This window comes from Paraburkholderia lacunae (assembly GCF_003353175.1).
Classification (GTDB): domain Bacteria; phylum Pseudomonadota; class Gammaproteobacteria; order Burkholderiales; family Burkholderiaceae; genus Paraburkholderia; species Paraburkholderia lacunae.
The window spans coordinates 24,657-51,489 of the sequence record NZ_QHKS01000037.1 but is presented as its reverse complement, the minus strand read 5'-3'; the positions used below and the strand labels follow the sequence as shown (position 1 = coordinate 51,489).

At 60.8% G+C, this 26,833-nt stretch carries 25 protein-coding genes and 3 pseudogenes; 15 read left to right on the top strand and 13 right to left on the bottom strand.

Features of this window, described 5'->3' with window-relative positions; genetic code table 11:
- The first annotated feature begins 5 nt into the window (after positions 1-5).
- The 5 genes and pseudogenes from DLM46_RS34410 (at position 6) to DLM46_RS34390 (ending at position 4,195) form a co-directional block, all read left to right on the top strand.
- Positions 6-1,796, top strand: a pseudogene (locus DLM46_RS34410) (chloride channel protein).
- A 339-nt stretch (positions 1,797-2,135) separates the two neighbouring features.
- A complete protein-coding gene (locus DLM46_RS34405) occupies positions 2,136-2,681 on the top strand; it encodes a DUF4142 domain-containing protein (protein WP_115108548.1) in 546 nt (181 codons plus the stop codon).
- A 13-nt stretch (positions 2,682-2,694) separates the two neighbouring features.
- Positions 2,695-3,063: a cupredoxin domain-containing protein gene (locus DLM46_RS34400; protein WP_341868620.1), complete on the top strand. Its 369-nt coding sequence runs from the start codon at positions 2,695-2,697 to the stop codon at positions 3,061-3,063.
- A gap of 39 nt (positions 3,064-3,102) precedes the next feature.
- The gene (locus tag DLM46_RS34395) at positions 3,103-3,819 is read left to right on the top strand and encodes an RNA polymerase sigma factor (RefSeq protein ID WP_115108544.1); all 717 of its coding nucleotides are present in this window, start codon (positions 3,103-3,105) and stop codon (positions 3,817-3,819) included.
- Between the two features lie 130 nt (positions 3,820-3,949).
- On the top strand, positions 3,950-4,195 hold the full coding sequence (locus tag DLM46_RS34390; RefSeq protein ID WP_115108542.1) for a hypothetical protein: 246 nt from the start codon (positions 3,950-3,952) through the stop codon (positions 4,193-4,195).
- Positions 4,196-4,269: 74 nt separating this feature from the next.
- Here DLM46_RS34390 and DLM46_RS34385 read toward each other — a convergent pair whose 3' ends face one another.
- Positions 4,270-5,310, bottom strand: a complete 1,041-nt coding sequence (locus DLM46_RS34385) for an NAD(P)H-dependent flavin oxidoreductase (RefSeq protein ID WP_115108539.1) — start codon at positions 5,308-5,310, stop codon at positions 4,270-4,272.
- Positions 5,311-5,517: 207 nt separating this feature from the next.
- On the opposite strand from DLM46_RS34385, the gene DLM46_RS34380 reads away from it, so the two are divergent.
- Complete coding sequence (locus tag DLM46_RS34380) at positions 5,518-6,009, top strand: universal stress protein (RefSeq protein WP_115108537.1); 492 nt, start codon at positions 5,518-5,520, stop codon at positions 6,007-6,009.
- 71 nt (positions 6,010-6,080) lie between these two features.
- On the top strand, positions 6,081-6,983 hold the full coding sequence (gene cysM / locus DLM46_RS34375) for a cysteine synthase CysM (RefSeq protein ID WP_115108535.1): 903 nt from the start codon (positions 6,081-6,083) through the stop codon (positions 6,981-6,983).
- Between the two features lie 161 nt (positions 6,984-7,144).
- Here the strand turns inward: cysM and DLM46_RS34365 are convergent.
- Positions 7,145-7,769, bottom strand: a pseudogene (locus DLM46_RS34365) (hypothetical protein); the annotation flags it as partial.
- 220 nt (positions 7,770-7,989) lie between these two features.
- Between DLM46_RS34365 and DLM46_RS34360 the strand changes: the two are divergent.
- Complete coding sequence (locus DLM46_RS34360) at positions 7,990-8,721, top strand: hemerythrin domain-containing protein (RefSeq protein ID WP_244306482.1); 732 nt, start codon at positions 7,990-7,992, stop codon at positions 8,719-8,721.
- 80 nt (positions 8,722-8,801) lie between these two features.
- Here DLM46_RS34360 and DLM46_RS34355 read toward each other — a convergent pair whose 3' ends face one another.
- The gene (locus DLM46_RS34355) at positions 8,802-9,911 is read right to left on the bottom strand and encodes a hypothetical protein (protein WP_208866395.1); all 1,110 of its coding nucleotides are present in this window, start codon (positions 9,909-9,911) and stop codon (positions 8,802-8,804) included.
- An 11-nt stretch (positions 9,912-9,922) separates the two neighbouring features.
- A complete protein-coding gene (locus DLM46_RS34350; RefSeq protein WP_115108530.1) occupies positions 9,923-10,186 on the bottom strand; it encodes a DUF2249 domain-containing protein in 264 nt (87 codons plus the stop codon).
- 610 nt (positions 10,187-10,796) lie between these two features.
- Between DLM46_RS34350 and DLM46_RS34345 the strand changes: the two genes are divergently transcribed.
- Genes DLM46_RS34345 through DLM46_RS39955 form a run of 7 tightly spaced genes read left to right on the top strand, consistent with a single transcriptional unit; the run spans position 10,797 to position 14,897 of the window.
- Positions 10,797-11,315, top strand: coding sequence for an Rrf2 family transcriptional regulator (locus DLM46_RS34345; protein WP_115108576.1), 519 nt, complete (start codon positions 10,797-10,799; stop codon positions 11,313-11,315).
- A complete protein-coding gene (locus DLM46_RS34340; protein WP_115108528.1) occupies positions 11,312-12,511 on the top strand; it encodes an NnrS family protein in 1,200 nt (399 codons plus the stop codon). The genes DLM46_RS34345 and DLM46_RS34340 overlap by 4 nt, the downstream gene beginning before the upstream one ends.
- A gap of 22 nt (positions 12,512-12,533) precedes the next feature.
- Positions 12,534-13,076, top strand: coding sequence for a hemerythrin domain-containing protein (locus DLM46_RS34335; protein WP_115108525.1), 543 nt, complete (start codon positions 12,534-12,536; stop codon positions 13,074-13,076).
- 36 nt (positions 13,077-13,112) lie between these two features.
- Positions 13,113-13,382 carry a DUF2249 domain-containing protein gene (locus DLM46_RS34330; RefSeq protein WP_115108523.1) on the top strand — a complete coding sequence of 90 codons (270 nt, stop codon included), beginning with the start codon at positions 13,113-13,115 and terminating at the stop codon, positions 13,380-13,382.
- A gap of 56 nt (positions 13,383-13,438) precedes the next feature.
- Positions 13,439-14,314 (top strand): helix-turn-helix domain-containing protein, encoded by an 876-nt coding sequence (locus tag DLM46_RS34325; RefSeq protein ID WP_115108520.1) that lies wholly within the window; start codon positions 13,439-13,441, stop codon positions 14,312-14,314.
- A complete protein-coding gene (locus tag DLM46_RS39200) occupies positions 14,314-14,706 on the top strand; it encodes a hypothetical protein (protein ID WP_133300426.1) in 393 nt (130 codons plus the stop codon). Before DLM46_RS34325 ends, DLM46_RS39200 begins: the two co-directional genes overlap by 1 nt.
- 8 nt (positions 14,707-14,714) lie before the next feature.
- Positions 14,715-14,897 (top strand): hypothetical protein, encoded by a 183-nt coding sequence (locus DLM46_RS39955; RefSeq protein ID WP_115108518.1) that lies wholly within the window; start codon positions 14,715-14,717, stop codon positions 14,895-14,897.
- A 370-nt stretch (positions 14,898-15,267) separates the two neighbouring features.
- On the opposite strand, the gene DLM46_RS34310 is transcribed toward DLM46_RS39955, so the two are convergent.
- The 9 genes and pseudogenes from DLM46_RS34310 to DLM46_RS34270 all read right to left on the bottom strand — a co-directional run bounded on the left by DLM46_RS34310 (position 15,268) and on the right by DLM46_RS34270 (position 26,553).
- Positions 15,268-15,684 carry a PAS domain S-box protein gene (locus tag DLM46_RS34310; protein WP_115108516.1) on the bottom strand — a complete coding sequence of 139 codons (417 nt, stop codon included), beginning with the start codon at positions 15,682-15,684 and terminating at the stop codon, positions 15,268-15,270.
- 68 nt (positions 15,685-15,752) lie between these two features.
- On the bottom strand, positions 15,753-16,907 hold the full coding sequence (locus tag DLM46_RS34305; RefSeq protein ID WP_115108574.1) for a cytochrome P450: 1,155 nt from the start codon (positions 16,905-16,907) through the stop codon (positions 15,753-15,755).
- A gap of 196 nt (positions 16,908-17,103) precedes the next feature.
- Positions 17,104-17,514, bottom strand: coding sequence for a ribonucleotide reductase subunit alpha (locus tag DLM46_RS34300; RefSeq protein ID WP_115108514.1), 411 nt, complete (start codon positions 17,512-17,514; stop codon positions 17,104-17,106).
- A 51-nt stretch (positions 17,515-17,565) separates the two neighbouring features.
- Entirely contained in the window at positions 17,566-18,732 is a 1,167-nt protein-coding gene (locus DLM46_RS34295; protein WP_244306485.1) for an MFS transporter, read from the bottom strand.
- 199 nt (positions 18,733-18,931) lie between these two features.
- Complete coding sequence (locus tag DLM46_RS34290; protein ID WP_115108512.1) at positions 18,932-19,729, bottom strand: peptidylprolyl isomerase; 798 nt, start codon at positions 19,727-19,729, stop codon at positions 18,932-18,934.
- Between the two features lie 15 nt (positions 19,730-19,744).
- The gene (gene narI / locus DLM46_RS34285; protein ID WP_115108510.1) at positions 19,745-20,431 is read right to left on the bottom strand and encodes a respiratory nitrate reductase subunit gamma; all 687 of its coding nucleotides are present in this window, start codon (positions 20,429-20,431) and stop codon (positions 19,745-19,747) included.
- Positions 20,432-20,500: 69 nt separating this feature from the next.
- A pseudogene (gene narJ / locus DLM46_RS34280) lies at positions 20,501-21,190 on the bottom strand (nitrate reductase molybdenum cofactor assembly chaperone).
- Positions 21,191-22,732 (bottom strand): nitrate reductase subunit beta, encoded by a 1,542-nt coding sequence (gene narH / locus DLM46_RS34275; RefSeq protein ID WP_115108507.1) that lies wholly within the window; start codon positions 22,730-22,732, stop codon positions 21,191-21,193.
- A complete protein-coding gene (locus DLM46_RS34270; protein ID WP_115108505.1) occupies positions 22,729-26,553 on the bottom strand; it encodes a nitrate reductase subunit alpha in 3,825 nt (1,274 codons plus the stop codon). The genes narH and DLM46_RS34270 overlap by 4 nt, the downstream gene beginning before the upstream one ends.
- Positions 26,554-26,833 lie beyond the last annotated feature (280 nt).

Here is a 26,833-nt window from a genome sequence, read left to right as displayed (position 1 = left end):
TCACCATGAGTCTCGATACCCATAAGCGCGATTTTTCCATCAACGCGCGGCTTCCCGGCATTTCCGCGCTCGCCGCCGGGATCGGCGCGCTCAGCACGCTCGCGGCGTTCGTGCTGTTGAACCTGATTCACCTGTTCACCAACCTGTTTTTCTTCCGGGAATTTTCGTTTGCGGACCGCTCGCCGGCGCTCAACACGCTGGGTATCTGGGTGGTGATCATTCCGGTCATCGGCGGCCTCATCGTCGGCCTCATGGCTCGCTACGGCTCGGAGAAGATTCGTGGGCACGGCATTCCCGAAGCGATCGAGGCCATCCTGTTCGGCAAGAGCCGCATGTTGCCGAAAGTGGCGATTCTCAAGCCCCTGTCGTCCGGCATTGTGATCGGCAGTGGCGGGCCGTTCGGCGCAGAAGGTCCGATCATCATGACAGGCGGCGCACTGGGGTCGCTGATCGCGTAGTGCGTGAAGGTCACGTCCGCGGAACGCAAGACGCTGCTGGTCGCCGGCGCGGCGGCGGGCATGACGGCGGTCTTTGGCACGCCGGTGGCGGCCGTGCTGCTGGCGGTCGAACTGCTGCTGTTCGAATGGCGCCCACGCAGTTTTCTGCCAGTTGCCCTTGCGTGTGCAGTCGCGGGTTTTGCGCGCGCGGCATTGTTCGGCACGGGGCCACTGTTTCCGCTTGAGACTGCGCCTCCCGGCGCGCTGTCGCTGGTGTCCTGCGTCATTGCAGGCCTGATGTCCGGCGCGCTCGCGTCGGGCCTGTCTGCCACCTTATACAAGACCGAAGATCTGTTCGGCAAGCTTCCCATCCACTGGATGTGGTGGCCCGCGCTCGGCGGCCTCGTCGTCGGCATCGGCGGCTTTCTCGAACCTCGTGCGCTGGGCGTCGGCTATGACGTGATCGGCGACCTGCTGCACCAGCACATTGCCATCCAGATCGCGCTGGCGATCCTCATCGTGAAGGCGGTCATCTGGGTCGTGGCGCTGGGTTCAGGCACCTCGGGTGGCGTCCTTGCTCCGCTGCTCATGCTGGGCGCGGGGCTCGGCGTCGTGCTTGGCCACGTGCTGCCGGGCGGCGAACCCGCACTGTGGCCCCTCGTCTGCATGGCGGCCACGCTGGGCGCCACCTTGGGCGCACCGCTGACCGCCATCGTGTTCGCATTTGGCCTCACGCACGACAGCAACGCATTGCTGCCGCTGCTCGCCGCTACCTTGATCGCGCATGGGTTTGCAACGGTCGTCATGAAGCGCTCCATCATGACCGAGAAAATTGCCCGGCGCGGATATCACATTTATCGCGAATACGGTGTCGATCCGCTCGAGCGCCACCATGTCGACGAGGTCATGTCGCGTGCAGTCGAGACGATTGATGGCGATATGTCCGTGCGCGAAGTGCTCGCCACGTACTTCGGCACGACGCAAACGCATCGCGCCTATCCGGTCGTGCGGCAAGGCGTGCTGGCGGGGGTTGTCGATCGCGCGGTACTGGAAAAGATGCGCGATGACGCGCCGAACGGGACGCTCGACTCGCGTCTCTACGACATGTTGCAGCACCGCGCACCCACGTTTGCATTGCCCGGTGAAACCTGCCGGCTCGTCGCGACGCGGTTGGCGGTGCACGGTCTCGAACGGCTGCCCGTGGTCGCGAATTCCAACACGTTGCAACTGGTCGGCATCGTGTCGCGCAGCGATCTGGTCAAGCCGTCTCTTGCCCACTTCGACGAAGAGCACAAGAAAGAACGCTTCCGGCGCTTGCGGCTTCAGCCCGCCAAGCGGCACTTTCCTCCGGTTCCTTAAGGTTACGGCGGGTCAGCGGCCGGTCGGCTGCCAGAAACAGATACGCACGCTTCATCCGTGCCCCTGCGGGGGTGCACCTCTCTCTCCCTTTCCCGCCTCCCCCACTGATTCAGCATCCATTCCCTGGACAATGTCGTCCCCGCGTTGCGACGTGATGTCACGCTCCTCATGGTTGTTCCGCAACCATGTCAGAGAAACGCGCATCGCAGGCGGTGCCCGGGGGCCGAAACGGGAACGCGGTTCGAACACGTGACATCCAACACCATATCCAGGATCGAATCGGCCGCGGATCACGTGCGGACCGACCCGGACTTGCCATCATGACTCAGGAGACGCGACATGAAGATAATCGGCGCAGCACTGTTCGGCGCACTCGCCAGTGCACTCACGTTGACCAGCCTCCCGGGCTGGGCACAGAGCGCCGGTCCCACCGATCCCCAGATCGCGGCCATCGTCGTGACCGCCAATCAGGTGGATATCGACGCGGGCAAGCTCGCGGAGTCGACAACGAAGTCGAAGGATGTCAAAGCGTTCGCGCAACTTATGGTCACCGATCACAGCGGCGTGAACAAGGCCGCCACCGACCTTGTGCATAAACTCGGCGTGACGCCGGAAGACAATTCGACGAGCCAGAGCCTCAAGCAAGGCGGTGACGCGAATCTCGCCAACCTGAAAACGCTAAAGGGCTCACAGTTCGATCGGGCGTATATCGACCACGAGGTGACGTACCACGAGAGCGTTCTCGACGCGCTGGACAAGACGTTGATTCCAGATGCGCAGAACGCCGAGCTGAAGGCGCTTCTCGTCAAGGTGCGTCCGGCCTTTGTTGCGCATCTCGAGCACGCGAAGCATCTGCAGGCAGAGTTGGGCAAGAGCGGTGGGTGACCGGACACTTTGTGTGGCCGGACGGCGCCGGGGCACGCTACATGCCAGCGGCCTTGTCCTTGCCTGCGCTTTCGTTGCGATCATGGCGATGTCGCTGGCCGGCATGTCCGATGCCGCGGCCAAAACGTACGTGATCGTCATCGAGCAGATGCGCTTCAATCCGCCGGTGCTCACGGTGCACCGCGGCGATCGTGTGGTGTGGGTCAACAGGGATCTGTTTCCCCATACGGCAACTGCAGCGGCGACTGCAACGCCGACTGCGTTCGATTCACACGAAATTCAGCCAGATGCATCGTGGAGTTACGTGGCACGCCAGGCCGGTAGCTACCCGTATCTGTGCACGCTCCACACCACGATGCGTGGCACACTGATCGTGCAATGAGGAACGAGCAATGCGTGAGGACGACCTGGCGAGGCAGTCATGACGAACATCGCTGAAACACATTCAACGCTTGCCGCGGACGACGAACGCGAAGTAGTCCGCCGCATCGTCACGGGAGATCGATTGGCGTTCGAATGGCTGATGCGCCGGCACAATCGGCGCTTGTATCGTCTGGCGCGCGCCACGTTGCGTGATGGAACGGAAGCAGAAGACGCACTGCAGGCAGCGTATCTGTCAGCCTATAGATCGATCGGGCGGTTTCGTGGCGATGCCACGCTGCTCACCTGGCTGTCCCGCCTGGTACTCAACGAATGCTATGGGCGCCTGCGCCGGGAAGCACGCCGTCAGAACGTGATTCCGATGGTGGACGCGAACACTCATGTCGATATCGATGCCATGACCCCGCAAGATTCCGACTCCCCAGACAAGGCGTTAGCGCGTGCCGAGCTGCGAGCCGTGCTCGAGCGCAAGCTGGATGAACTGCCGGAAGTCTTTCGCGTTGTATTCGTGCTGCGTGCGGTCGAGGAAATGAGTGTCGAGGAGACTGCGCAATGTCTCGACATCCCGGAAGCGACCGTGCGCAGCCGGCATTTCCGCGCAAGGAGTCTGCTGCGCGAATCATTAGCGCACGAGATCGATCTCGCCGAGCGCGACGTATTCGAATTCGGCGGCGCCCACTGCGACCGGGTGGTCGCCAACGTCCTGTCACGGCTAGTCAGCGAAAATGACCAGGGCAACAGCGCACCGGCGATATAAATCGCCCATTCTTGTCGGCGCCTTTCGCTGTGTCTGGGCACTAGCGGGCATTCTTGCCGTAGCGGCCAGCCCGGGCGCGGAAGCGCGGGCGATCAGGATCATCTCAGGTACCTATGGCACGAACTGCGAAATGCCGCGAGCCGACGTGACCCACAACGTCGCGCGTCAGTGCGACGGACTGCAGACCTGCCCGTATATCCTGCCCAAGGCGCTCACGGGCGCGCCATCCCAAGGCTGCCGCAAGGGTTTTAAGGACTTTCGTATCGAATGGCTATGCACCGATACCGAATTCCACAGCGCCACGCTCAGCGCTGAAGCGGGGCTGGGCAGTCGACTTGTGCTGAGTTGCGTCGAAGAAACCGGCTCGGGCAAATAGACATCTGCCGTGCGACCGGCCACGTTCGACGTGAACGCGTCAGGATCAGGCACGTTGATCATCTGGCGGACAGTTCACGAAAGACATCCGGTGTGCACGCACAACGGCGCGATTCGCGATGAGGCATCAATGGCCTCATTCAACAGCCGCTCGATGACCTCGGCGGCACTGGAGACCCGATCGACGAGCGCTGCCGATTCGCCAGCAAAGAGCGCCATCTGCTCAAGATCTCCCACCGTGCTGCGTAATGGCGAATCGGTGCTGAACCGGTAGATCGGCCGCCCGTCGTCGTAGGCGATCACTTCGCGTGGCAACCTGTCCGGATGATGTCCGAACAGGTGGCTCCCGGCTTTCCTGGTCACGCTGTTTTCCAGGACGCGCACGGGAGAGTCAGGTGGCCAGTTGATCGCGAACAGATCGTTATAGACCGTATCCCCAGCCTGGGCGGCGAGAATGCGTTGCTTGTGATAGTCATGTGCGAAAGACTCATGCGTTGCGAGAAAAAGCGTACCGCAGTGAATTCCTGCCGCACCGAGCGCGAGCGCCGCTACGAGGCCTGCGCCTGTCGCGAACCCGCCCGACGCGACAACTGGAATGCGCACACGCCGGACGATCTCGGGGAGTAACGTGAGGATCCCTGTACGCCCCCGTACATGGCCACCTGCTTCGATACCCTGCGCAATCACGACATCGGCTCCCGCCTGTTCCGCGGCGAGCGCACCTTCGAGTGACCCGACCTGATAGAGCACCAGCACGCCGGCATCTTTCGCTCGCGCGACCACGTCGGGTACGACGTCCCAGAAGAAACATATCGCTGGAACACGGGCGGCCAGACACACATCGAGTTCTGCCGCGAGGAGGGTTGGGTCCGTGGCCGACGGGATCAGATTGACGCCGAACGGCTGATCCGTGGCGGCCCGCACCGCAGCAATCTCGCGGGAGATCAACTCAGGCGGTTCGCGCACCATACCCAGCAGGCCAAATCCGCCGGCACGGGAAACGGCCGCTGCAAGCTCGGCACGCGCCGGACCGCCCATTCCCGCCGAGATGACGGGATACCGGCAGCCCAGCAGCCGGGTCAGTGGCGTAGCAAACGACGCCGTACCGATAGCCATTGGATTACCTCCTTGATTGGGATGGAGCTGCCATTCAGGTTGCCGGCGTAAAGCGCATATACATCACAAGATGATATATAATAATTCAGACGTGACGTAGTTTTTCTCGTTGTTTTCCGCGCTCGTAAGCGGTGGCCATGCGAAAGTTTTGCATCCACCGCCCGGCTGCTGGATAGCGGGGTTTCTTGAATCGGAGCGAATGAAGACATGTCTGCATTCGGGCGCATCCTGCTGTGTTATGACGCAACCCGTGAAGGGCGGCGGGCGTTGCGCCATGGCGCCTCGCTAGCGGAACAGATCAAGGCGGAAACGCACCTGCTTGCCGTTCTGAATATCCCGCCATGGTCGCAGGGCGCCGACGTCGCCTCTGCCGTGCCACTTGCCGCGCTGGAGCAATCCGCGAGGGAGATACTCCGCGATGGAATCGAGAAACTCGCTGCGCGTGGCGTCATCGCTACACCCCATTTCGCGATTGGCGACCCTCTGGACCATATACCGTTTTTTGCCCGCGAGTTGAAAGCCGATCTGGTTGTCGTGGGACATCGCCGAACCGGCCCCGTGCGGCGATGGTGGAGCGGCAAGAACGACAGATTGCTGCTGGACAGGGTTTCCTGCGCAGTACTGGTCGCGATGGACCCGGAGGACGCGGAGGACGCGGATGCTCACGAGCAGCTAGAGACAGTCACCGCGCGCGCATAAAACATCGGGAAAAGCGCTTCGCCAAACGATCCGGCAGCCGTGGTTTTCACACCACGCCAATACCTTGAAACATGACCTACAAAACTATTGAAGCCGCCATTGGCGACACCTCGCTCATCGAACTCGTTCGCCTTCCAGATGAAACGATCCGGGCACGCAACAACGTCATCCTCGGCAAACTCGAGGGTAACAACCCCGCGGGTTCGGTCAAGGATCGGGCGGCACTGTCGATGGTCAGGGGGGCCGAACGTCGCGGACGCATACGGCCCGGCGACGTGCTGATCGAAGCGACCAGTGGCAACACCGGCATCGCCCTCGCCATGGTGGCCGCGCTGCGCGGATACCGGATGGTGCTGCTCATGCCGGAGGATGTCTCCGAGGAACGGAGTCGCAGTATGGCAGCGTATGGCGCCGAAATAATCCTGACGCCGGCCAGGGGCGGCATGGAGTGCGCACGGGACATCGCTGCCCAGATGGAACGGGAAGGCCGAGGCGTCGTCCTCGATCAGTTCTCGAATCCCGACAACCCACTTGCACATTACGAAGGCACAGGCCCTGAGATCTGGCGTGAAACGCAGGGGCGCATCACGCATTTCGTGTCGGCCATGGGAACAACCGGAACCATCATGGGCGTAAGCCGGTTTCTGAAGGAACAGAATTCCGCCATTCAGATCGTTGGGGTGCAACCTGAAGACGGCTCGCGAATTACGGGCATACGCAAATGGTCTGACGGATATCTGCCGGCATTCTTCGAACCCACGCGGATCGATCGGACCGAGTCGGTAAGTCAGGCGACAGCTGAGGCGGCCGCACGTCGTCTTGCCGCGATCGAGGGGATTTTTTGCGGGATTTCGGCGGGTGGCGCTTGCGCCGTGGCCATGCGCATCGCTCGGGAGGTCAAGAATGCAACGATCGTGTTCGTGGTTTGTGATCGGGGCGATCGTTACCTGTCGACCGGCGCGTTTCCAGCGTGAAACACATCGCGAGGGCTGATTTCATTCTGGCAAGAACGTCCGGCGGCATCCGGTCGCGCGGATCGAGCTCGAGCTCGAACGACTGCATGTAAGGTCTGGCATCTTTGCGCGGGTCATACCGGAAGATCTCGACCATCCGCCTGTCATTTATCATGGACTCCAGTAGGTAGTGTCGCGATAAGGATGACGTGGCGGAAGTCGCGCCCGTACCAAGCCGCGAGGCAGTCGCCGATGCCGTTGACCTCGCCCACGCCCGCCTTCGCCGAGAGCGGCACGAAATTCAGGTAGTGCACGAGGATCTGCTGGCGCGCGGGCATCGTCTGCGGGCCGTCGAGGTAGGCGCGCACCGAGGCCGGCGCGATCTGGCGCAGCTTCTCGGGCGGCGTGGCGTCGAAGTTCTCGTAGACGCGCTGCGGATACCACGTGTGGATCAGCAGCACGCCGTTCGTGTCGCGCAGCACGATGCCGCCCTGGTCCTTTTCCTCGTACGGAAGAAAGGGGCTCTCGTCGGCGAGCGAGATCATGCGCGCCGATGGTGAAGCCGCGCTTTTCGAGCCGGTCGATGAACGCCGCCAGCTGCGCGTAGCCGAGCCGCACGTCGTAGGGGCCATTTGTCGTGGGAAAACGGATGCTGTGGCTCGGCCCGGATTCAACCGCGAAGCCGATGTCGCGCGTAAGCTCGGAGAGGTAGTGCACCTGCAGTCTCGAGGTGTCGATTTCGATCTGGACGATGCGCACCACGATGGCGATGGCCGCCAGAATCGCGACGAGCACACCCCACTTGATCCACCGCCAGACTGGACTGGCATGGGTGGCAGGAAGGGGACGGGCGGCTCATGGTTATGCCCCCTGACATCGGGTCAGAATCGCGGAATACACCTCTCAGATAGCTTATCTCGCCCGGCTAAAGGGAGTGTGCAGAATCTACCGCTACCTTACGATTGATCCAGGTCAATACTGATTCGGTCAGAACCGCTTATCTGAGGGATGACGGCTCGGCGATGTCATGCGAGTCTCGCTTGTACCGCGCGGCCAGGCGGATCAATTCGACGTTGATGCGCCGAATTACCGGATTGCGCATTCCGCGTTGGCCGCTCGATGCCATGGCGTACCAAAAATGACGAGCAAACGCTTTGTTGTCCATGATTCAAATTCACCGGAGCGGATAATGGCAGATTCACCCACCTTATGGCATGCCGAGCACGTCAATTTCGCGCGACTCCTCGATCTCCTGGAAGAACAGGTCGCCGAATTCCACCAGGGAGAGCGCCCGGACTACGCGCTTATGTCCGATATCCTCTACTACATGCGGAATTTTGCCGATCGCGTTCACCATCCTCCGGAGGATGTTGCGTACGCGCGGCTTGCTGAACGGGATCCCGGTGTTCAATTGCTTGTGAACCGGCTTCTCCAGGAGCACTGCGTTATCGCGACAGCAGGCGAGGAGCTTCTGAATTGCCTTAAGGAAATTTCAGAAGATGTTTTGGCCCCCCGGTCGCATCTTGAGGCGGCCACCGCGACGTACCTTGTGTATTATCGTCACCATCTTGCCACCGAGGAGCGCGTTGTAATGCCTCGTGCGGCGCAGGTGTTGACGGGAGAGGACTGGGCTGCGGTAGCTGCGGCGGTGCCGGGCGGCTCCGATCCGCTATTTGGCGACGACATACTGGAGCGCTTCGAGATGCTACGTAGGCAGATCGATCGTGTAGCGCAGGCGTCCAGGCAGGACCAGAAGTGAACAGCAGCTCTGATCGAAATCCCCTACATCCGTGCGTGGCGAAGGCACCTCTGGCGGCGGGCGGCAGCGACGGCATAACCCTACTGACTCGACATGCCGCCGGAAGCAGTTCGTCGCCAGGTTCGGTATGCGCCGGTCAGTAAGGTGAGCGCGAAGAGCACTAGCGCCGCCGCGCTTGCGAGTCCGCCTGCCTGGCGCAGCCAGAATGCTCCGCTCAAGCCACCAGCCACTCGCACCAGAAGCGCTGCATGCAGCACTGCAAGGGGTACATAGAAGCTCGGGTGGTACGCCAGGCGCACACGCAGCACCGCCGGCAGGATGAGTGGCGCGTGGCCAAGGAGCATCGAAAGCACAAAGCCCAGCGTGATCGCGTGCAGCGCAGCATCCCGCCATGCATGCCCGGGCGCGAAGGCACCGCTGAGACCCAGCAGCGCGCCAATGGCCAGCCAGCCATAGCCCGACAAAAGACACACGGCGATGAAACGCACCAATCCTGTCTGTCGCACCGTATGGCGGGCGACGTCATGGCGTGCGAGCCACACGGCCAGCGCCAGCAGTCCGCCGGCGAACACACGCAGGGAGCCGTCGGGCCACCACAGTGCACCGGTTGCACTGACAAGGATGACCACGACGATGATCACGAACTGTCGGGGTCCCCATCTTGATTCGGGTAGCAGACGCGTCAGTTCGAGGCGTTCGCCTGCAATAGTGAGCATCAGGAACGACAGCCACCACGGTACCGCGGCCGATATGTCACCGACGATCAGCCACACGCCATTGCCGACCGCCCAGCAGACTGCAGCGCCGGCCAGGACGACCAGAAACAACGTGGGTTGATGCCAGGCCAGCTTGATGCTGACAGCCAGCAGGATACCAGCAGCGATCACAAGCAACGCCTGCACGACCGGCGCTGGCGCACCGACCAGCAGCGCGGCTCCGGCAACCACCGTGCCCGTCGGTGCGAGATAAGGCGCCACCCGTTGCATCGCCACCGCCCGCTCCAGGCTGATCACGATGCCGAAAAACACCGGAATCATCAGCACGCCGTGCCAGTCTGCGCGTGTCAGTGCGAACGTCGGCACCATCACGCCAAGGCGTGCCAAACCGGTCAGCACGGCGCAGCCGAGCAGCGGGACAGCGGCGATACCTGTGGCGGCCGGTGCAAATCGCAACAGGGCTGTGGTACGCATGGTCATTGCCGTCAATCGAGCGCCGTCTCTGGTTTGACAATCAACACGCGCCAGAGGTCGTGGGGACCCTTTTCACCCCGCCACCAGAACCCGTCCGGCAGTTCGGCGACGAACTCTTCGAGTAACGGTTCGGGATTGTGGTCCGACACGAGCTCGAGCGCCTGGCCGGGGGCCAGTCCCGCAAACGTGTCGAAAACCATGGAATGGCGCTCACGCGGATCAACAGTACCGACGTCGACGACAATCACGGAGGCAGGGATGGCAATGGTAGACATGTTCGTACTCCAGAAGGAAACTACAGCCACAATAAAATGAACGAAGAGCGTCAATGTTCGGGCCAGTGGAGCAGCTCGCGAGCGGCCTCGCTCATCATGGCGGGCGACCACGCAGGATGGCATTGCTACGCGCGAATGGCCCGCGACCGGGGGCGCCATCAAGCGAACGCTCAAGAAAAGCCGGAACAGCGCAGGACGCCACCACAGGTGGAGGCGTGAGTTGAGGCATTGAGATGCACGCCGGGTCGTCAGTCGCATGACGCGCTCCTTTCGAGGCCACCAAGAAGAGGTGGATGCCCGGCGCCGCGCTTGCCGGGTGGATAAAATGCATTTCCTATGCACGTTTTAGCACAGGGCCCACACCCGAATCTGATCTGGGTCAATTGGTCGCACGATGACAAGGCTTCAAATGGCCGGCCACCGAGGGACAGCGATGGTGCGGGCGCGCGAGGTCATCCAGAGGTCAGGGCGGATCGCTCGATGGTCAATGACATCAACGGCCCGGCGTCATTGTGAATCCGGTTTTAATGATGTATTGTTAATGCATGTTAAGCGCGAATCGAAGTTGACTGGCCTCGCGCTAGCGGGCCGCTTCAAGGAAGGAGTCATCATGCACCTCACCGTCTACACCGATTACACGCTTCGGGTGATGATGTACCTCGCTCTGAAGTACCCGGATGGTGACGTTGCGACGATCGACGAAATCGCGGGGGCCTATCGGATCTCGCGCAACCACCTGACAAAAATCATCCACGAACTCAGTCAGGTCGGTCTCATCGAGACGACGCGCGGCCGGTCCGGTGGCGCCCGTCTGGCGCGCGCGCCCGAGCACATCTCGGTGGGGGAAATCGTGCGTGTCGCCGAGAAGGATTTTTCCGTCGTGCGTTGCCACGACATGAGCGTCGCGCACGACTGCGCGATCTTTCCGGCCTGCAACCTCAGGCGCAGGCTGTACCGGGCGGTCGATGCCTTCCTCCATGAACTTGACACGATGACGTTGCGGGAGGCCATTGCAGCGCCCACCGTGGCGGCATCGGTCCTGGGCGTGGCCGACCGTCGCGAACTGGTGCCGGTGGCCGTGTCGCGCGCGCATGGCGCTACGGGCCGCCGGGCAGGAGTCCGGTCATGAAAATGCATCTGCCGCACCGCTCTTCTTTTGTGACTCCGGCATCGGATCTGCCCGTCCTGAGGCTCGGCTTCCGGCCGTTTTATCTCGGTGGCGCGCTGTTCGGGATGCTCGCCATGCTGGTCTGGCTTGGCGCGCTGCATGGTTTTGTGCCGGCAGGCCGGATGACGTCATTCAACGGCATCCTGTGGCATACGCACGAGATGATCTTCGGGTTTGCCGCAGCCGTCGTCGCTGGCTTTCTGCTGACGGCGGTGCGGGCCTGGACCTCGCTCGAAACACCATCCGGCGCGCCGTTGGCCCTGTTATGGCTTCTGTGGCTCGCGGGGCGCATCGCGGTATGGTTCGGCCCGGAGCCGCTGGCCGCGATCGTGGATTCGGCGTTTCTGCCCGTCCTGATGATCATCCTGCTACGCGTGCTCATCCCGGCACGCAACCGCCACAATATCTTTGTACCCGTCGTGCTGGGCATGCTCGGCCTGATGAACATCCTGTTTCACGCCTGGGTATTGCAGGGACGGGCCGATCTGGCATTGCGCTCTGCTGACGCCGCCGTTGGACTGCTGGTGACGCTCGTCACCATCATCGCGGGTCGCGTCACGCCGATGTTCACGGCTAATGCTGTACCCGGCTACGTCTGCAGGCGCTGGCGCGCAATTGAAGCGCTGGCCGTGCCGTTGCCGCTGCTGGCTTTTGCGCTCGACGCGCTGGGCGCGAGCGCGTGGCTTGTCGGCAGCGCGGCAGGCGCGACGGCGGTGGTCCATGGCATCCGGCTTGCGGGATGGCGTTCGTGGAAGGTCGGCTGCCGGCCCATTCTCTCCATTCTTCACGCCGCCTACGCTTGGGTTCCACTCGGCTTCGGCATGCTGATGCTGAGCGCCGTCGGACTGGTGCCGCATTCCATCGCGCTCCACGCCCTCACCGTCGGTGTGCTCGGAGGCGCGATCATCGCCATGATCACGCGGACCGCGCTCGGACATACCGGCCGCACACTTGTCGCCGGGTCAACTGAGATTGCCTGTTACTGCCTCGTGATCGCCGCCGCTGTCCTGCGCGTTTTCGGCCCGTTGCTCGCGGGTGACCGGGGTGCCGGGTGGATCGATGCCGCCGGCCTGTGCTGGTGTGTGGCATTTGCACTGTACGCACGTCAATACTGGCCCTGGCTGACACGTCCGCGAATCGACGGCAAGGCGGGCTGAAGCGAAACGATGTGAGCACGAAATGAAGTCTGACAGCCTCCTGATCAAACCCACGCCTTCTTTCGACGAACCCGTTGAAATGCTGAAGGCGTGTCATGAGCGCATTGCGGCGCAATGCGCGACGCTCGAAAAGCTCGCGGCACACCTGCCTTCGCACGGCGCGGATACGCAGGCGCAGCAGGCAGCCAGAAACATCATGCGCTATTTCGACATCGCCGCGCCGCATCACCACGCTGACGAGGAACGGGATCTCTTTCCGATGCTGATTGAGATCAGTCAGCGTCAATGCTCACCGGTGGGTGAACGGATCGCATCCCTGCTTGACGAGCATCGATCCCTGGAGGCGTCGTGGGCATATTTGCGCACCGCGCTCGCCGATATCGCCGAAGGGAAAACAAGGCTGCTCGAACACGTCTGGGTCGCTGACTTTGTCGGAGCTTACCGCGGTCACATTGCCCTGGAGGAGAGCCAGATTTTTCCATTTGCCGAAGCGTGCCTCGATCGGCAGCAACTGGCCCGGCTGAGCGCGGCCATGGTGGCCCGTCGCACCATTACACCGCAGTGACGGCCTCGAGCGGCCACCTTTTGAGGAGAAGCAATCATGCGAAATCCGGCAGACGTTCGTCCTGTTCTTGCCCAGCCGTACGTCTTCGACGCGCGCGGCGTTGCCAGACGTTTCCGCCACGCGGCCATTTTCGGCGCGCTCGATGCGCTGGAGCCAGGCGAGGTGATGCGCTTTGTCAACGACCACGACCCACTGCCGCTCCTGGCCCAGATCGAGCATCACTTCGGGGCGCGCGTCGGCATCGGATACGTCGCGCGCGAACCAGGCAACATCGTAATTGACTTCGCAGTGAAGGTTGCGGACTGAAATACCCGCTGCGCCTGCGCAACCGGTCACCTGGATATTCATGGCCCGAGGAAAGCATGTTGACCACAACCGTACCCCAGAGAAGCTCCACACCTGTCCCTTATGGTGAACCGCTCGCGCGGCCGGACGATGAAGGGAGGTGGACGGCAAACATCGGCTGCAAGACGTGCGCAATGGCCGCACTGTGCACCCGCAGCCTAATTGACCCGCTGGCCCACGAGCGGCTCCACGATGTCGTGCAATGCGTGCGCGCCGTACATCGCGGGCATGCCCTGTACCGGCCGGGCGACACCTTCGGAAGCATCTATGCGGTTCGCGCCGGTTCGTTCAAGACCGTGGTCATGCACCGCGAAGGGCACGAGCAGATCACAGGCTTTGGCATCCCTGGTGACACGCTCGGCATCGATGGCATTGCCAGCGGAAGGCACAGTTGCGAGGCGATCGCGCTGGAAGACAGTGCCGTGTGCGTGATGCCGTTCGACCTGCTAGAGATGCTGTGCCGGGAAGTGAAGACGATCCAGCACCATGTGCACCAGATGCTGGGTGCCGAGATCGTGCGCGAGTCCACCCTCATGATGCTGCTCGGCACCATGACGGCCGAGGAGCGGGTGGCCTCCTTTCTCGCCGACCTGTCGCGGCGCTGGGAAGCGCGCGGCTACTCCGCTCATGCGTTTACGCTGAAGATGACGCGCGAGGAAATCGGCTGCTACCTCGGGCTGAAGCTCGAGACAGTCAGCCGGACATTGACGAAATTGCAGCGGCGCCGGCTGATCCACGCGTGCGGCAAGGATCTCCGGATTCTCGATATTGACGGGTTGCGGAAGCTGGCGACAGACGTTGGCGCTGCTTCCTTTCGAGGCCAACCACACCGGCAGGCATTCGGGTACGCGCCTGAGACTCGCTTGACGGAACATTGGCCAGGAGGACATTGATGGAAACTCACTACGAAGTCGAAGGCGTCACATCCCGGCAGGTCAAACATGTCGACACCCCGCGTGTTGGGCAAGGACGCCCTTCAAGCCGGATTGTGCAGGAATGCGGTGCGTCTCCCACTTGCGCCACGAATTTCCCGATGTTGACACCGCACGAGATTGCCACGCTCATGCTCGTTGCTCACGCGCCTGAGCAGGTCAGCATCGAGCGGCCCGACCTGCTGCCATTGTTGAGCGGCAATCTGGTAAAGATTGACGGGTGTCGCAGATGCCGGGGCAGACCTCGGATGACGCCGTTGGGAGAAGTTCTCGTTGTGCGCCTTTGTAAAACGACGCGCCGGGCATCGAAAGATGCCTTGTCAAACCTTAACCGCAGTAGAGACCATTATTGAGGCCCATCATGCAAATCCCTCATGAAGTTGAGCGCGCGGCCCGTCAGCGCGCAGATCACCTCGAAGCCCTGATCGACGAGGCTGGGGCGGAGAGCTTCCCGGCAAGCGATCCCCCCGCTGTCCATCCGGAACCCTGGCCGGTCACGACGAGCGTGACGACATGTATCGAGCCGGCGGGAACACCGTCATAGATCTGTTGCTGCAGGCGGGATCACACAAGCTGGCAACTGTTCCGCCTTCGCGGCCAGGGACTCTACGCGTCGCCCTTCGGGCATCCGCAATCGGCATCGGTAGCGATCACGCGGTGCAGCAGCACAAAGCGCTCGTGTACCGGCGTTTGAAACAGCGGGTCGGCTGACCGATTTGGGGTTGGATGCACGATTGAGGACCAGTCGAACGCATCTGAACCTGTCAGAAGGACATGCGCGGTAACGTGGCATGTGACTGTGGCCGCTCCATCGGCAATTGTCGCAATTTCGTGACGATCCTCACACGCCATCAGTTGCGGCTTGAGACACCTACCTCATTCGAAGCGACTGACGCCGATGACGGCATCCAGCACTATCTCTCGCCACCGTGGCGAGCAACAGATTTTTCCTGCTCGACACGCGCGGTGACGTCCCGGGCTATTGCAACCGAGCCAAGCACCTCACCCTCGTGATTCTTCACCATCGCGAACGTCATTTCGACGTAAAGCTTCTTGCCTGTCTTGCTGATCGCACGGGTCAACGTCGCGCGGCCGTGCAGTCTTGTATGACCACTTGTCATCGCCGCTTCGAAGCCGCGCCAGTGTGCGGCTCGCAGATGTTCCGGGATGATCAGATCGAGGTTCTGGCCTAGCGCCTCAGCGGCACTGTAGCCGAACAGCGCTGCTGCAGCATGGTTCCAGCGCGCGATGGTGCCGCAACGGTCGGCATAGATGACGGCGTCAGCCGTCTGTTCGATTATCCATTCAGCGAGCGCGGACGTTTCTTCCATGATGTCACTCCTGGGCGCTTCAAGGGCGGTGGAACTTTGAGCGGGGCCTTGGTTGAGCCATAGGGTATTCACTCGATGCGCAATGGCAAAGCAGAAAAGCCAGCCGCTGGATACACTGCGTTCTTGGGGGGGCTCCCCGGGACGAGCTCAATCCAGGTAGTTCGTGCGAGCAGTTCTTCCATGCCAATACGCAGTTCGAGCCGCGCGAGCGGCGCACCCGGACACTCGTGAATGCCGGAACCGTATAGCAGGTTGCTGGCCGGATCGCGGTCAAGCCGGAATTCATCAGGGTCTCCAAAAACCGTCTCGTCCCGGTTCGCGGATGCCCAGATGAGCGTGATACGCTGGCCGGCGGGTAGCTTGCGACCGCCGATTTCCACCGGCCTGGTACTGATGCGGCGGTTCGCGATGAGCGGCGCGCGGATCCGGAGTATTTCGTCGATGGCCTTTGGCAATAGCGACGGCTGCTCCCGTAACCGTTGCTGCACATCAGGATGCTCGGCGAGGTAATGAGCGAGAATCCCCACGCACGCCGCAATCGTGCCGAGTTCGCCGACGGTCCAGTTACGCAGGATGCTGACAATTTCGTCGTCCTGCAGCAATCGGTCCCCGATCCGCTCGTGTATCAGGCTAGTCGTGACGTCGTTCGGTGCGTCCGCACCCGATTCCCGCCGTTGCACCAGCAAGCCCTTAATGTAGGTATCAAATTCGACGGCCACCTGGTCGAGAGCGATTCTGTCACCCGTCAGTGTGGCTTCACGGTTTTTGCAGATCCATTGAAGAAGCGGCCCGCGTAATTCCTCTGGCCAACCCAGAAATGCGCACTGGATGTTCATCGCAAAGTCTTGTGTGAACCGGGCGTTAAATTCGACTTCGTCGCCTCTCGAAAGTCCATTCACCAGACTCGCGGCAAGCTCCCGGCAGACCGGCTCAAAGACCGTCATCCGCTGCGGGCCGAAATAAGGCTCGATAATGCTTCTGTACCGGGTGTGCTCGGGAGGATCCATGCCATTGGGCACGGAGAGATAGCTCGAGACTGCATTACTGAAAGTTTCAGGGTCGTTGAGCACGTGCATGACATCGTCATGGCGGAACAGGGACAAGTTCAGGTAGTCACTATGCGCAATGGGACAGCGGTGCCGCATGTCATCATATGCCGCACTCCGATCGTCCGTGACATCCTCGGACCTCGGATCCCAATCGTTGGTTGGCTTTTCGTTCATGCTCGTTCCTTCCCTGCTCCCGGCATCAACCGCGGGCAGCTTTGTGACTTCCCGGGGCTCGGCTTGAACCCCGTCAGCTCGCGGATGTCCCGCGATTCCATAACCGCGCAGCTGAATCAATCGTTTCGTCGCGCTCTGACCCACTCCATTGGGAATGCGTCATGGACAAGACCATCACAGTCAATGAGAGATCTGTTCAGGAGGGACCAAACAGCACAGGCCGACCGTGGGTATCGAACGGAATAAACATCCCGACGGAACCAGTCTTGATCGATTCCACCATCCTGTTCAACGGTGCTTCCGCATCCTCACTTCGCGGTACACACCCGTTTTTACCCGAGAGTGCCGCGACAAAGACGATTGCCCATTCCTGAAGTACCTGTCGTGATTCCGCGAGCAGATCGCTAAACGTGCTGAGTTCTTCGGGCGTTTTGTCTACGCACATCAGTGGTGTCAACGCACCACCCCTACCGGCTTCGAAGCGGGTCCGCTGGTCTGGCGTGCAGTCATCAGGCAACTCAACCGTGGTGAATACGAATAACAGACGCTGAGGTTCGGGTTGTTGCCGCGCGACGCGAATCAGCTCATCAAAACTCGAAATACTCATCTTTAATCATCCATGTGATGTTGTGTCGACAGGAAGCCGTACGGCGGTCATTCATTCAGTCACTGCGGATGTTCCGTCGATGCGGACCTGTCGCACGCTGGATTGATACAGCAGAATCAGCGACACCCAGACGATGCCATACAGGAACATGAAGCAGCTCGAGCGAACGCCAAGCCAGTCAAGAATCACACCGAACAGGATCGGTAGGAGGAAGCCTCCCAATCCGCCAGCGAGTCCAACGATGCCCGTGACCACGCCCATTTGCTCCGGAAAGTCGTCGGCGACGTACTTGAACGTCGACGCCATACCGAATGCGAAGACCACGCCGAGAATGAACAGAAGTGCAATGAAGACCGGGACGCCCAGATGGATATGAAAGCTGCGCGGGCCGCTGATCGTGCTCACCATGAAAGAGGTGTCCGGATACGACAACAGGAATAGACATACCCACGCGACCCACAGTCCCCACCACGTCACCTTGTGCGCACCGAAGCGGTCGGACAGGATGCCGCCCAGCGCGCGCAATACCGATCCCGGCAGCGAAAAGCCGGCGGCCAACGCCGCGGCGGTGATGACCGAAAAGCCGAATTCACCCTTCAGATATTGTGGAATCCAGAGTGATAATGCGGTGAAGCCACCGAAGCAGATCGAATAGTACTGGCAATACTTCCATACCTTCGGATTCTTCAGAACCTGGAACTGCCTGTACCATGGCCCCGCCGATCTACCCGCGCCCGGGTCGGTCGCGGAGCCGAGCCAGAAGATCAGCGCAGTGACGAGAAGCGCGAGCGCATAGATCTTCGGGACGGCGCGCCAGCCCCATGCCGCCTGCAACGAAGGCGTGATGAACAGATTCACGGCGGCGCCGACCGTACCGGCTCCAAAGAATCCCATCGCAAAGCCCCGCTTTTCGGGCGGGAAGAATCGCGCGACATACGGCGTCCCCACCGCGAACGATGCGCCGACCGCACCGAGACACAGGCCAATCGCGAGGAACTGCCAGAACACGGTCGCGTATGCGATCAGGAATACCGGGATGGCACAGAGAACCAGCAATAGTGTCATCACAATGCGACCACCAAAACGGTCGGTCCAGATGCCCAGCGGAACGCGCAGTAGTGCGCCAGTCAGCACCGGCGTGGCCGTCAGCATGCCGAACTCCGTACTGTTCAGTCCAAGCTCGGTTCGTAGCCCGATGCCGAGCACGCCGAACATCATCCAGACGACGAAGCAGACCAGAAAGGCCAAAGTTGTGACGCTTAGAACCAGTATGGGATTTTTTTTTGGACTCACGGCAGCTCCCAGAGCAAGACAACAATGACGACGGCTACATGCGGGTGTTATCGGATCGACGCAGAGGGGCGATGAGCACGCGTCGAATGCAGTGCTGAGTCATTGCAAAAACGGTGGCAAAGCGCTATTGCAGCAACAGGCCCGGGCGCAGATCAAGCGCGATGCCGCGCAGTTCGGCGCTGGATGCCAGCAGGTTCAAATATTGCTGGATCGACTTGTGCCGGACATGCTCGCGGAGATAGCGTTCGATGGTGGCTCGCACCGCTTCAAATGGAAGGGATTCACCCGCGATGCGACGCTCTACCCAGACAATATGAAAGCCATAACGCGTGTTGACGAGCCCCGGCAACAGGCCAATGTGCTGGCTGCCAAAAATTGCCGCCTCGAATTCCGGTACGCTCTCGCCGCGGGTCAACTGCCCCAGATTCCCGCCGACCTGCCCGGACGGACAATTGGATAACGTTCGGGCAAGCGCATCGAACCGGTCGAGATGCTGCGCAAGTTCGCGGTGTGTCTCTTCAGCGCGGGCACGGACCCGCGTCATGGCTGCCTTTTCGGTCAACGCAAAGAGGATGTGGCGCGCGAAGACCAGGTCCGAACTGCGGAATTTCTGCATGTTCGCTGCGTAGTAGCGCTGGCATTCTTCCGCGGACGGGACTGGCGTCGTGCATTCCAATTCCAGCAGACGGTCAATGGTCTCATCGTCGAGATCGGCGCCGTTCGCCAACAGGCCTGTTGCAACGGCGCGCTGGGCCAGCAGTTCACGCACGACCAGTGCCCGTCGCGCGGCGTGGTCGGGATCGGGCTCGTCCGCATGCGACGCGGATTCCGTTGCAATGGCGGCAGCTTCGATCACGGCACCGTTGACGCTCAGTACGTCGATGGTGGCGGGCGCTGGTGAAATATCGTGGTTTGCCGACATGAAAGATTCCTCGGGTTAGCGCTTACGGACGATCTGGTGAGGACGAACCAGGAAACCCACCGTCGCCATGCCGCTCCAGATATGGACGAGGCGGGTGAATGGGGAAATGAGAAATATCGTGAAGCCGAGTGCGATATGGATTTTGTAGACGAGCGGCGCCTGAATGATGAGGTCCGCGGTACCGGTCTGAAACGTGACGATGCCCTTCACATAGTCACTCAGGATCTCGAACATCGCGCCGTCCATATGCGCCAATGACAGTGGTATGGTGGCCAATCCGAGTGCCAGTTGTAACCACAGTATCACCAGAACCAGAATGTCCGCATGGGCACTATTGATTCGAATGCGTGGGTCGGACAGGCGTCGGTACATCAGGATCGACAGTCCGACGATCGCGATGATGCCGGCGATACCGCCCGCCATCACCGCGAGCAATTGATGCTGGGAGGCGTTCAGGAATGGCGAGACCATCCAGTGAGGGGCAAGGAACCCGGCGAAGTGGCCGCCGATCACAATCAATACGCCGACGTGGAACAGATTGCTTCCAAGGCGAAGTTGACGACGTCTGAGCAGTTGCGACGAATCGCTCTTCCAGGTGTACTGCTCACGATCGAAACGGATCAGGCTGCCGAGCAACCACATCGCGAGACACACATAGGGATAGATGCCAAACAGCAATGCGTTGACGAAGTGCTGACTCATGAGGTTTCTCCAGCGAGGATCCCGTTCGCTAATGCCTGGAATATGAGCATGGAAGTCTGCCCTTTCTGGTTAACGTGATGGCCTTTTGTCGTAAAACTGGATTGGCTGGGGTTCCCTGGATAAAGGCGCTTGCGCACCCAGGAAACTCACCGGCTCCTCCTGCCACTCGCGGTCGAGCGCTTCGCCGTCGACCTCGCGGGTCGTGGAGGCGTCGCACACGGCCGCATTTGCGTTCGCTAGCGGCGCCTCGTCGGCGAGTGGCAACAATGCAGCAACGGCTGCGAAATACGGTGTTCCGCGCTCGGCCAGTCTGGTCGCGATCTGTCGGGTGATATCGGCAATTTCGCCGAGCAGTGCGTGCGCTTACGCGGGTGTTTCGTGAGACAGGAACTCGAGGAAAACAGGCAGGTAGTCGGGCAATTCGCCGGGGCTGAGAAACAGGCCCTTCGTTTCGTACATGGCGAGCAGGTCCACCATCGCCTGCCCACGCTCGCGCGACTCGCCGTGGACGTGTTCAAACAGATAGAGCGAAGTTGCCCGACCGCGATCGAAGATGTCGACGTAGTCTTCCTGCAGATCCAGCAGCGGCCGCGCCGACAGTCGGTCGACCAGATCGGACAAGGCCGTGCGTGTGTCCAACGGCAAGCCGGCATGCCCGACCAGCTCGGCGCGGATCTCGTCGAGCGCTACGATCAGTGTTTGGTCAGGATAGTCCAGCAGCGCGCCCAACATGCTAAGAATCAGACGGTTGTCTTCCATTTATTCACCCGCCGCGCGAATGGGAATTGTCTTGCGTGTCTTGTTGATGCCTTTGCGTCCACCGAACAGGCTGGTTTCCGTGCTGCCGTCGGAACATCCGTTGCCGAACGAGAAACCGCACGACGCGCGCAGGTCGAAGGCATCTTCCGCGTATTCGCGGTGAGCGGTCGGGATCACGAATCGATCTTCGTAATTGGCAATCGCCAGATATCGGTACATCTCGTCGACCTGCGCGCTGCTCAGATTGACTTCGCCGAGCAATTCCAGGCTCTCGCGACGTTCGACATGACGCTCGCGCATGAAGGCGCGCATCGCCAGCATTCGCTTGAGAGCAAGCCGAACCGGTTCTTCGCGGCCCGCTGTGAGCAGATTGGCCAGATAGCGCAGCGGGATGCGCAGCGAATCGACGTCGGGCAGCAAGCCCTTCATGCCAAGCCGGCCGTCGTTGGTGGCCGAGTTGATCGGCGACAGCGGCGGGACGTACCAGACCATTGGCAAGGTGCGGTATTCGGGGTGAAGCGGAAAAGCGATTTTCCACTCCATCGCCATCTTGTACACCGGTGAATGGCGCGCCGCTTCGAGCCAGTTTTCCGGCACGCCGTCGCGAGCCGCCTGTTCACGCACGGCCGGGTCGTTCGGATCCAGGAAGATCGACAGTTGCGCTTCGTACAGATCCTGTGGATCCTTGACCGATGCGGCTTCCTCGATCCGGTCGGCGTCGTACAGCAGCACGCCGAGATAGCGTATCCGGCCGACGCAGGTTTCCGAGCACACCGTCGGCTGGCCCGCCTCGATGCGCGGATAGCAGAAAATGCACTTCTCCGACTTGCCGCTTTGCCAGTTGTAATAGATCTTCTTGTAAGGACACCCGGACACGCACATCCGCCAGCCGCGGCACTTGTCCTGGTCGATCAGAACGATGCCGTCTTCCTCGCGCTTATAGATCGCGCCGGAGGGGCAGGAGGCCACGCACGCGGGATTCAGGCAGTGCTCGCAGAGTCGCGGCAGGTACATCATGAAGGTGTTCTCGAACTCCCCATAGATGTCGGTCTGCACCTGATCGAAGTTATAGTCCTGCTTACGCTTTTCGAACTCTCCGCCGAGAATTTCTTCCCAGTTCGGGCCCCACTGGATCTTCTCCAGACGCTCGCCAGTGATCAGCGAACGCGGTCGGGCGACCGGCCCGACCTTGACGTCGGGTGCATCGTGCAGATGCGCATAGTCAAAGGTGAACGGCTCGTAGTAGTCGTCGATCTCCGGCAGGTTCGGGTTGCCGAAGATATTGGCGAGCACACGCCACTTGCTACCGGCACGAAGCTCGATCTTGCCATTCGTCTTGCGTTTCCAGCCGCCGTTCCAGCGATCCTGGTTTTCCCAGTCCTTCGGATAACCGACGCCTGGCTTCGTTTCGACATTGTTGAACCACGCGTACTCCATTCCCTCGCGCGAGGTCCAGACGTTCTTGCAGGTGACGGAGCAGGTATGGCAACCGATGCATTTGTCCAGATTCATCACCATACCGATCTGCGCGCGGATTTTCATCGCTTCTCTCCCGACTCGTCGTTGGCCATCGCGAGCGTCGGCGCGCCGTGAGCGAGTGTGTGTTGATGACGCGCGGCCTCGGCCGCCGACAGCACTGACGCCGGCGTCGACTCATCCTTCCAGTCGATCGTGTTCATTTTGCGGACGATCACGAATTCGTCGCGATTGGAGCCGACGGTGCCGTAATAGTTGAAACCGTACGAGAGCTGCGCATAGCCACCGATCATGTGGGTCGGCTTCGGCATGACACGCGTGACCGAATTGTGAATGCCACGGACCCCGGAGACTTCGGAGCCCGGTGTATTGATGATCTTTTCCTGCGCGTGATACATCATCACGGCACCCACCGGAATGCGCTGGCTGACCACGGCGCGAGCGGTCAGTGCACCGTTCACATTGAACGCCTCAATCCAGTCGTTATCGACCACGCCAATCTTTCTGGCATCGATCTCGGAGATCCAGACGATCGGGCCGCCGCGCGACAGCGTCAGCATCAACAGGTTGTCCGTGTAGGTGCTGTGAATGCCCCACTTCTGATGAGGGGTCAGGAAGTTCAGTGCGATCTCCGCGTTTCCGTTTGAGCGGCTGCCGGCCACGCCGGTGGTGCTGCGCGTGTCGACCGGCGGCTTATAGACACAGAGTGACTCGCCAAAGTCGCGCATCCAGGCGTGGTCCTGATACAGCTGTTGGCGTCCGGACAGGGTGCGCCACGGAATCAGCTCATGCACATTCGTATAGCTCGCGCTATAGGACACATGTTCGGATTCGATCCCGCTCCATGTTGGCGACGAGATGATCTTGCGCGGCTGCGCCTGAATATCCCGGAACCGGATCTTTTCATCCTCGCGAGCGCGCGAGAGATGCGTGTGATCGGTACCCGTGAGCGCCGACAACGCTTGCCATGCTTTAGCCGCGACGGCACCGTTGGTTTCCGGTGCGAGCGACAGAATCACTTCGGCCGCATTGATCGCCGAAAGAATCTGCGGTCGCCCGTGCGAAACACCCGCGTCGGTGACCGGATAATTCAGTGCTCGGAGTTGTTCGATTTCCTCGCCGGTTTGCCACGTAATGCCTTTACCGCCATTCCCGAGCGAATCGAGCAGCGGTCCGAGCGAGGTGAACTTGCGGTAGGTATTCGGATAGTCTCGTTCAACCACCGCAATGTTCCCCATCGTTTTTCCCGGAACCGGATCGCACTCGTCGTGACCCCAGTCGGCAATGCCGTCGGCTTGCGCGATCTCGCCGGCGCTGTCATGTTGAAGCGGCGACATCACGACGTCGCGTTCCACACCCAGATGGCCTTCGGCCAGTTCAGAGAACTTTCGCGCGATGCCTTTATAGATCTCCCAATCGCTTCTGGATTGCCACGCTGGGTCGACGGCCGCCGACAGCGGGTGGATGAACGGGTGCATGTCGGACGTGTTCATATCGTCCTTCTCGTACCAGGTGGCAGTTGGCAGCACGATGTCCGAATACAGGCAGGTGGTGGACATTCTGAAGTCGAGCGTGACGACGAGATCGAGCTTGCCCTCGGGCGCTTTCTCGTGCCACTTCACCTCTTTGGGCAGGATGCCAGCGCTTGCACCCAGATCTTTTCCCTGCACGCCATGCTCGGCACCGAGCAGATGCTTGAGGAAGTACTCATGTCCCTTGCCGGACGATCCGAGCAGGTTCGAGCGCCAGACAAACAGGTTTCTCGGAAAATTTTCCGCCGCGTCGGGATCGGTGCACGAAAGCTCGAGCGAGCCGTCCTTCAGGCCCTTCGCGACGTAGGCGCCAGCGTCGGCGCCGGCTGATACCCGGCCGAGCTCGAGCGGATTGGCCTTGAATTGCGGCGCGGACGGCAACCAGCCCATCCGCTCGGCACGCACGTTGTAGTCGATCGGGCTATCGGCGAACCCGCTGCCATTGGCGAGCGGCGATAGCAGTTCTGTAACTTTCATCGTTTCATAGCGCCATTGATCAGTGTGCGCATAGAAGAACGACGTTCCGTTCATGACCCGCGCCGGCCTGTGCCAATCGGTTGCAAATGCAAGCGGCAGCCAGCCAGTTTGCGGCCGGAGCTTTTCCTGGCCGACATAGTGAGACCAGCCGCCGCCCGATTTACCAACGCAACCGCACATGACGAGCAGATTGATGATCGACCGATAGGTCATGTCCATATTGAACCAGTGGTTCAGGCCAGCACCGACGATCACCATCGACTTGCCTTCCGTCTTTTGGGCGTTATCGGCGAATTCGCGCGCAACGGCGATGACTTCGTGTCGTTTGACGCCGGTAATCTTCTCCTGCCACGCGGGCGTGTACGGTACGTCATCGTCGAAACTGGCCGCGACGTTCGGGCCGCCGAGCCCCTGGTCCACGCCATAGTTGGCAATGAACAGGTCGTAGACCGTGGCAACCAGAATTTCACCGGCGCGGGTGGCGATCTTGCGTACGCCGATGCGGCGCGGCAAGACGCTGGCATGACCGGTATGCGTGAAGTGAGTATGTTCGACGTTGCCGAAATAGGGGAAGGAGACTTCGACCGCCTCGTCGTGCTTCTCCACGAATGACATGGCCGGTCGGATCGGATTGCCGTGGACATCCTCTTCTTTCAGGTTCCATTTGCCGGCGTCGCCGCCTTCCTTCTGTCCCCAGCGAAAGCCGATCGATCCGACGGGCGTGACCGGCTTGCCGCTCAACTCATCGAATGCAACTGTTTTCCAGGCGGCATTGTTCTCCTGGCCGGATGCATCATCGAGCTCGTCTGCCCTCAGGAGTCGTTCGGGCACATAGTGCTCGCCCTGTTTGACGATGCGTACGAGCAGCGGCATGTCGGTATAACGTCGGCAGTAGTCCGAGAAATATTCGCTCTTGCCGGCGACGTGAAACTCTTTGAGCACGACGTGACCCATCGCGAGACCGAGCGCCGCGTCGGTGCCCTGCTTGGGATGCAACCAGATGTCGCCGAACTTCGCCCCCTCGGCGTAATCGGGAAAGATCGATACGACCTTGGCGCCGCGATAACGTACCTCGGTCATGAAGTGAGCATCGGGGGTGCGCGTTTGCGGCACGTTGGACCCCCACAACATAATGAAGCTGGAGTTGTACCAGTCGGCCGACTCCGGAACGTCAGTCTGTTCGCCCCACGTCTGCGGCGACGCGGGTGGCAGGTCGCAGTACCAATCGTAGAAGCTCAGACTGACGCCGCCGATCAATGACAGGTAGCGGCTGCCCGCCGCATAGGACACCATCGACATGGCGGGTATTGGTGAGAACCCGATGATCCGGTCCGGACCATGTTGTTTGATGGTATGAATGTTTGCGGCCGCAATGATCTCGTTGACTTCATCCCAGCTTGACCGGACAAAACCACCCAGTCCACGGCGACGCGTATACGAGGCGCGGGCTTCCTGATCATTCACAATCGCGCTCCACGCGTGCACCGGCGCGAGCGTCGCGCGCATGTCGCGCCACTGCCTGAGCAGCGCGCTGCGAATCAGCGGATATTTAAGGCGATTTGCGCTGTAGAGATACCACGAATAGGATGCGCCGCGCGCACAGCCACGCGGCTCGTGATTCGGCATATCGGGACGGGTGCGGGGGTAATCGGTCTGCTGGGTTTCCCAGGTGACGATGCCGCTCTTGACGTAGATCTTCCACGAACACGAACCTGTGCAGTTGACGCCGTGGGTCGAGCGCGCGATCTTGTCATGCTGCCATCTTTGCCGGTAGGCGTCCTCCCATCCACGGTCCTCATGGGTTGTCATCCCATGACCTTCAGAGAACTTTGGCCTCGATGTCGAGAAGTACTTCAGGCGATCAATAAAGTGGCTCATCAGATCGACTCCATGGCACTCGATGCCGAAAGACTACGCGCGTTGTCAAAAATTGTGGGCACTCTGATTGTTTTCATGACACTCACAGATAGACTGAACTTTACAAAAGTCTGCATCGGGATTCCTGTGGCTTCTGGAACGGGGACCCCTCTTTCCCGATCCAGGCCGGCCTCTGTCTTCGTGCACGTTGCATAACGATATTCCTCAGGATCCACCTGGCCGGTACGGTGGAGCAAGCTCAGCACTAGCGCCGAACTCCTGCCACAGAACTGGCCGCCTG

What these genes read in the sequence shown, in the direction of transcription:
- DLM46_RS34405 (WP_115108548.1), top strand. Translation starts at nt 2,136, where the DNA reads ATGAAGATAATCGGCGCAGCACTGTTCGGCGCACTCGCCAGTGCACTC.
- DLM46_RS34395 (WP_115108544.1), top strand. Translation starts at nt 3,103, where the DNA reads ATGACGAACATCGCTGAAACACATTCAACGCTTGCCGCGGACGACGAA.
- DLM46_RS34390 (WP_115108542.1), top strand. Translation starts at nt 3,950, where the DNA reads ATGCCGCGAGCCGACGTGACCCACAACGTCGCGCGTCAGTGCGACGGA.
- DLM46_RS34385 (WP_115108539.1), bottom strand. Translation starts at nt 5,310, where the DNA reads ATGGCTATCGGTACGGCGTCGTTTGCTACGCCACTGACCCGGCTGCTG.
- DLM46_RS34380 (WP_115108537.1), top strand. Translation starts at nt 5,518, where the DNA reads ATGTCTGCATTCGGGCGCATCCTGCTGTGTTATGACGCAACCCGTGAA.
- cysM (WP_115108535.1), top strand. Translation starts at nt 6,081, where the DNA reads ATGACCTACAAAACTATTGAAGCCGCCATTGGCGACACCTCGCTCATC.
- DLM46_RS34360 (WP_244306482.1), top strand. Translation starts at nt 7,990, where the DNA reads ATGCGAGTCTCGCTTGTACCGCGCGGCCAGGCGGATCAATTCGACGTT.
- DLM46_RS34355 (WP_208866395.1), bottom strand. Translation starts at nt 9,911, where the DNA reads ATGCGTACCACAGCCCTGTTGCGATTTGCACCGGCCGCCACAGGTATC.
- DLM46_RS34350 (WP_115108530.1), bottom strand. Translation starts at nt 10,186, where the DNA reads ATGTCTACCATTGCCATCCCTGCCTCCGTGATTGTCGTCGACGTCGGT.
- DLM46_RS34345 (WP_115108576.1), top strand. Translation starts at nt 10,797, where the DNA reads ATGCACCTCACCGTCTACACCGATTACACGCTTCGGGTGATGATGTAC.
- DLM46_RS34340 (WP_115108528.1), top strand. Translation starts at nt 11,312, where the DNA reads ATGAAAATGCATCTGCCGCACCGCTCTTCTTTTGTGACTCCGGCATCG.
- DLM46_RS34335 (WP_115108525.1), top strand. Translation starts at nt 12,534, where the DNA reads ATGAAGTCTGACAGCCTCCTGATCAAACCCACGCCTTCTTTCGACGAA.
- DLM46_RS34330 (WP_115108523.1), top strand. Translation starts at nt 13,113, where the DNA reads ATGCGAAATCCGGCAGACGTTCGTCCTGTTCTTGCCCAGCCGTACGTC.
- DLM46_RS34325 (WP_115108520.1), top strand. Translation starts at nt 13,439, where the DNA reads ATGTTGACCACAACCGTACCCCAGAGAAGCTCCACACCTGTCCCTTAT.
- DLM46_RS39200 (WP_133300426.1), top strand. Translation starts at nt 14,314, where the DNA reads ATGGAAACTCACTACGAAGTCGAAGGCGTCACATCCCGGCAGGTCAAA.
- DLM46_RS39955 (WP_115108518.1), top strand. Translation starts at nt 14,715, where the DNA reads ATGCAAATCCCTCATGAAGTTGAGCGCGCGGCCCGTCAGCGCGCAGAT.
- DLM46_RS34310 (WP_115108516.1), bottom strand. Translation starts at nt 15,684, where the DNA reads ATGGAAGAAACGTCCGCGCTCGCTGAATGGATAATCGAACAGACGGCT.
- DLM46_RS34305 (WP_115108574.1), bottom strand. Translation starts at nt 16,907, where the DNA reads ATGAACGAAAAGCCAACCAACGATTGGGATCCGAGGTCCGAGGATGTC.
- DLM46_RS34300 (WP_115108514.1), bottom strand. Translation starts at nt 17,514, where the DNA reads ATGAGTATTTCGAGTTTTGATGAGCTGATTCGCGTCGCGCGGCAACAA.
- DLM46_RS34295 (WP_244306485.1), bottom strand. Translation starts at nt 18,732, where the DNA reads ATGATGTTCGGCGTGCTCGGCATCGGGCTACGAACCGAGCTTGGACTG.
- DLM46_RS34290 (WP_115108512.1), bottom strand. Translation starts at nt 19,729, where the DNA reads ATGTCGGCAAACCACGATATTTCACCAGCGCCCGCCACCATCGACGTA.
- narI (WP_115108510.1), bottom strand. Translation starts at nt 20,431, where the DNA reads ATGAGTCAGCACTTCGTCAACGCATTGCTGTTTGGCATCTATCCCTAT.
- narH (WP_115108507.1), bottom strand. Translation starts at nt 22,732, where the DNA reads ATGAAAATCCGCGCGCAGATCGGTATGGTGATGAATCTGGACAAATGC.
- DLM46_RS34270 (WP_115108505.1), bottom strand. Translation starts at nt 26,553, where the DNA reads ATGAGCCACTTTATTGATCGCCTGAAGTACTTCTCGACATCGAGGCCA.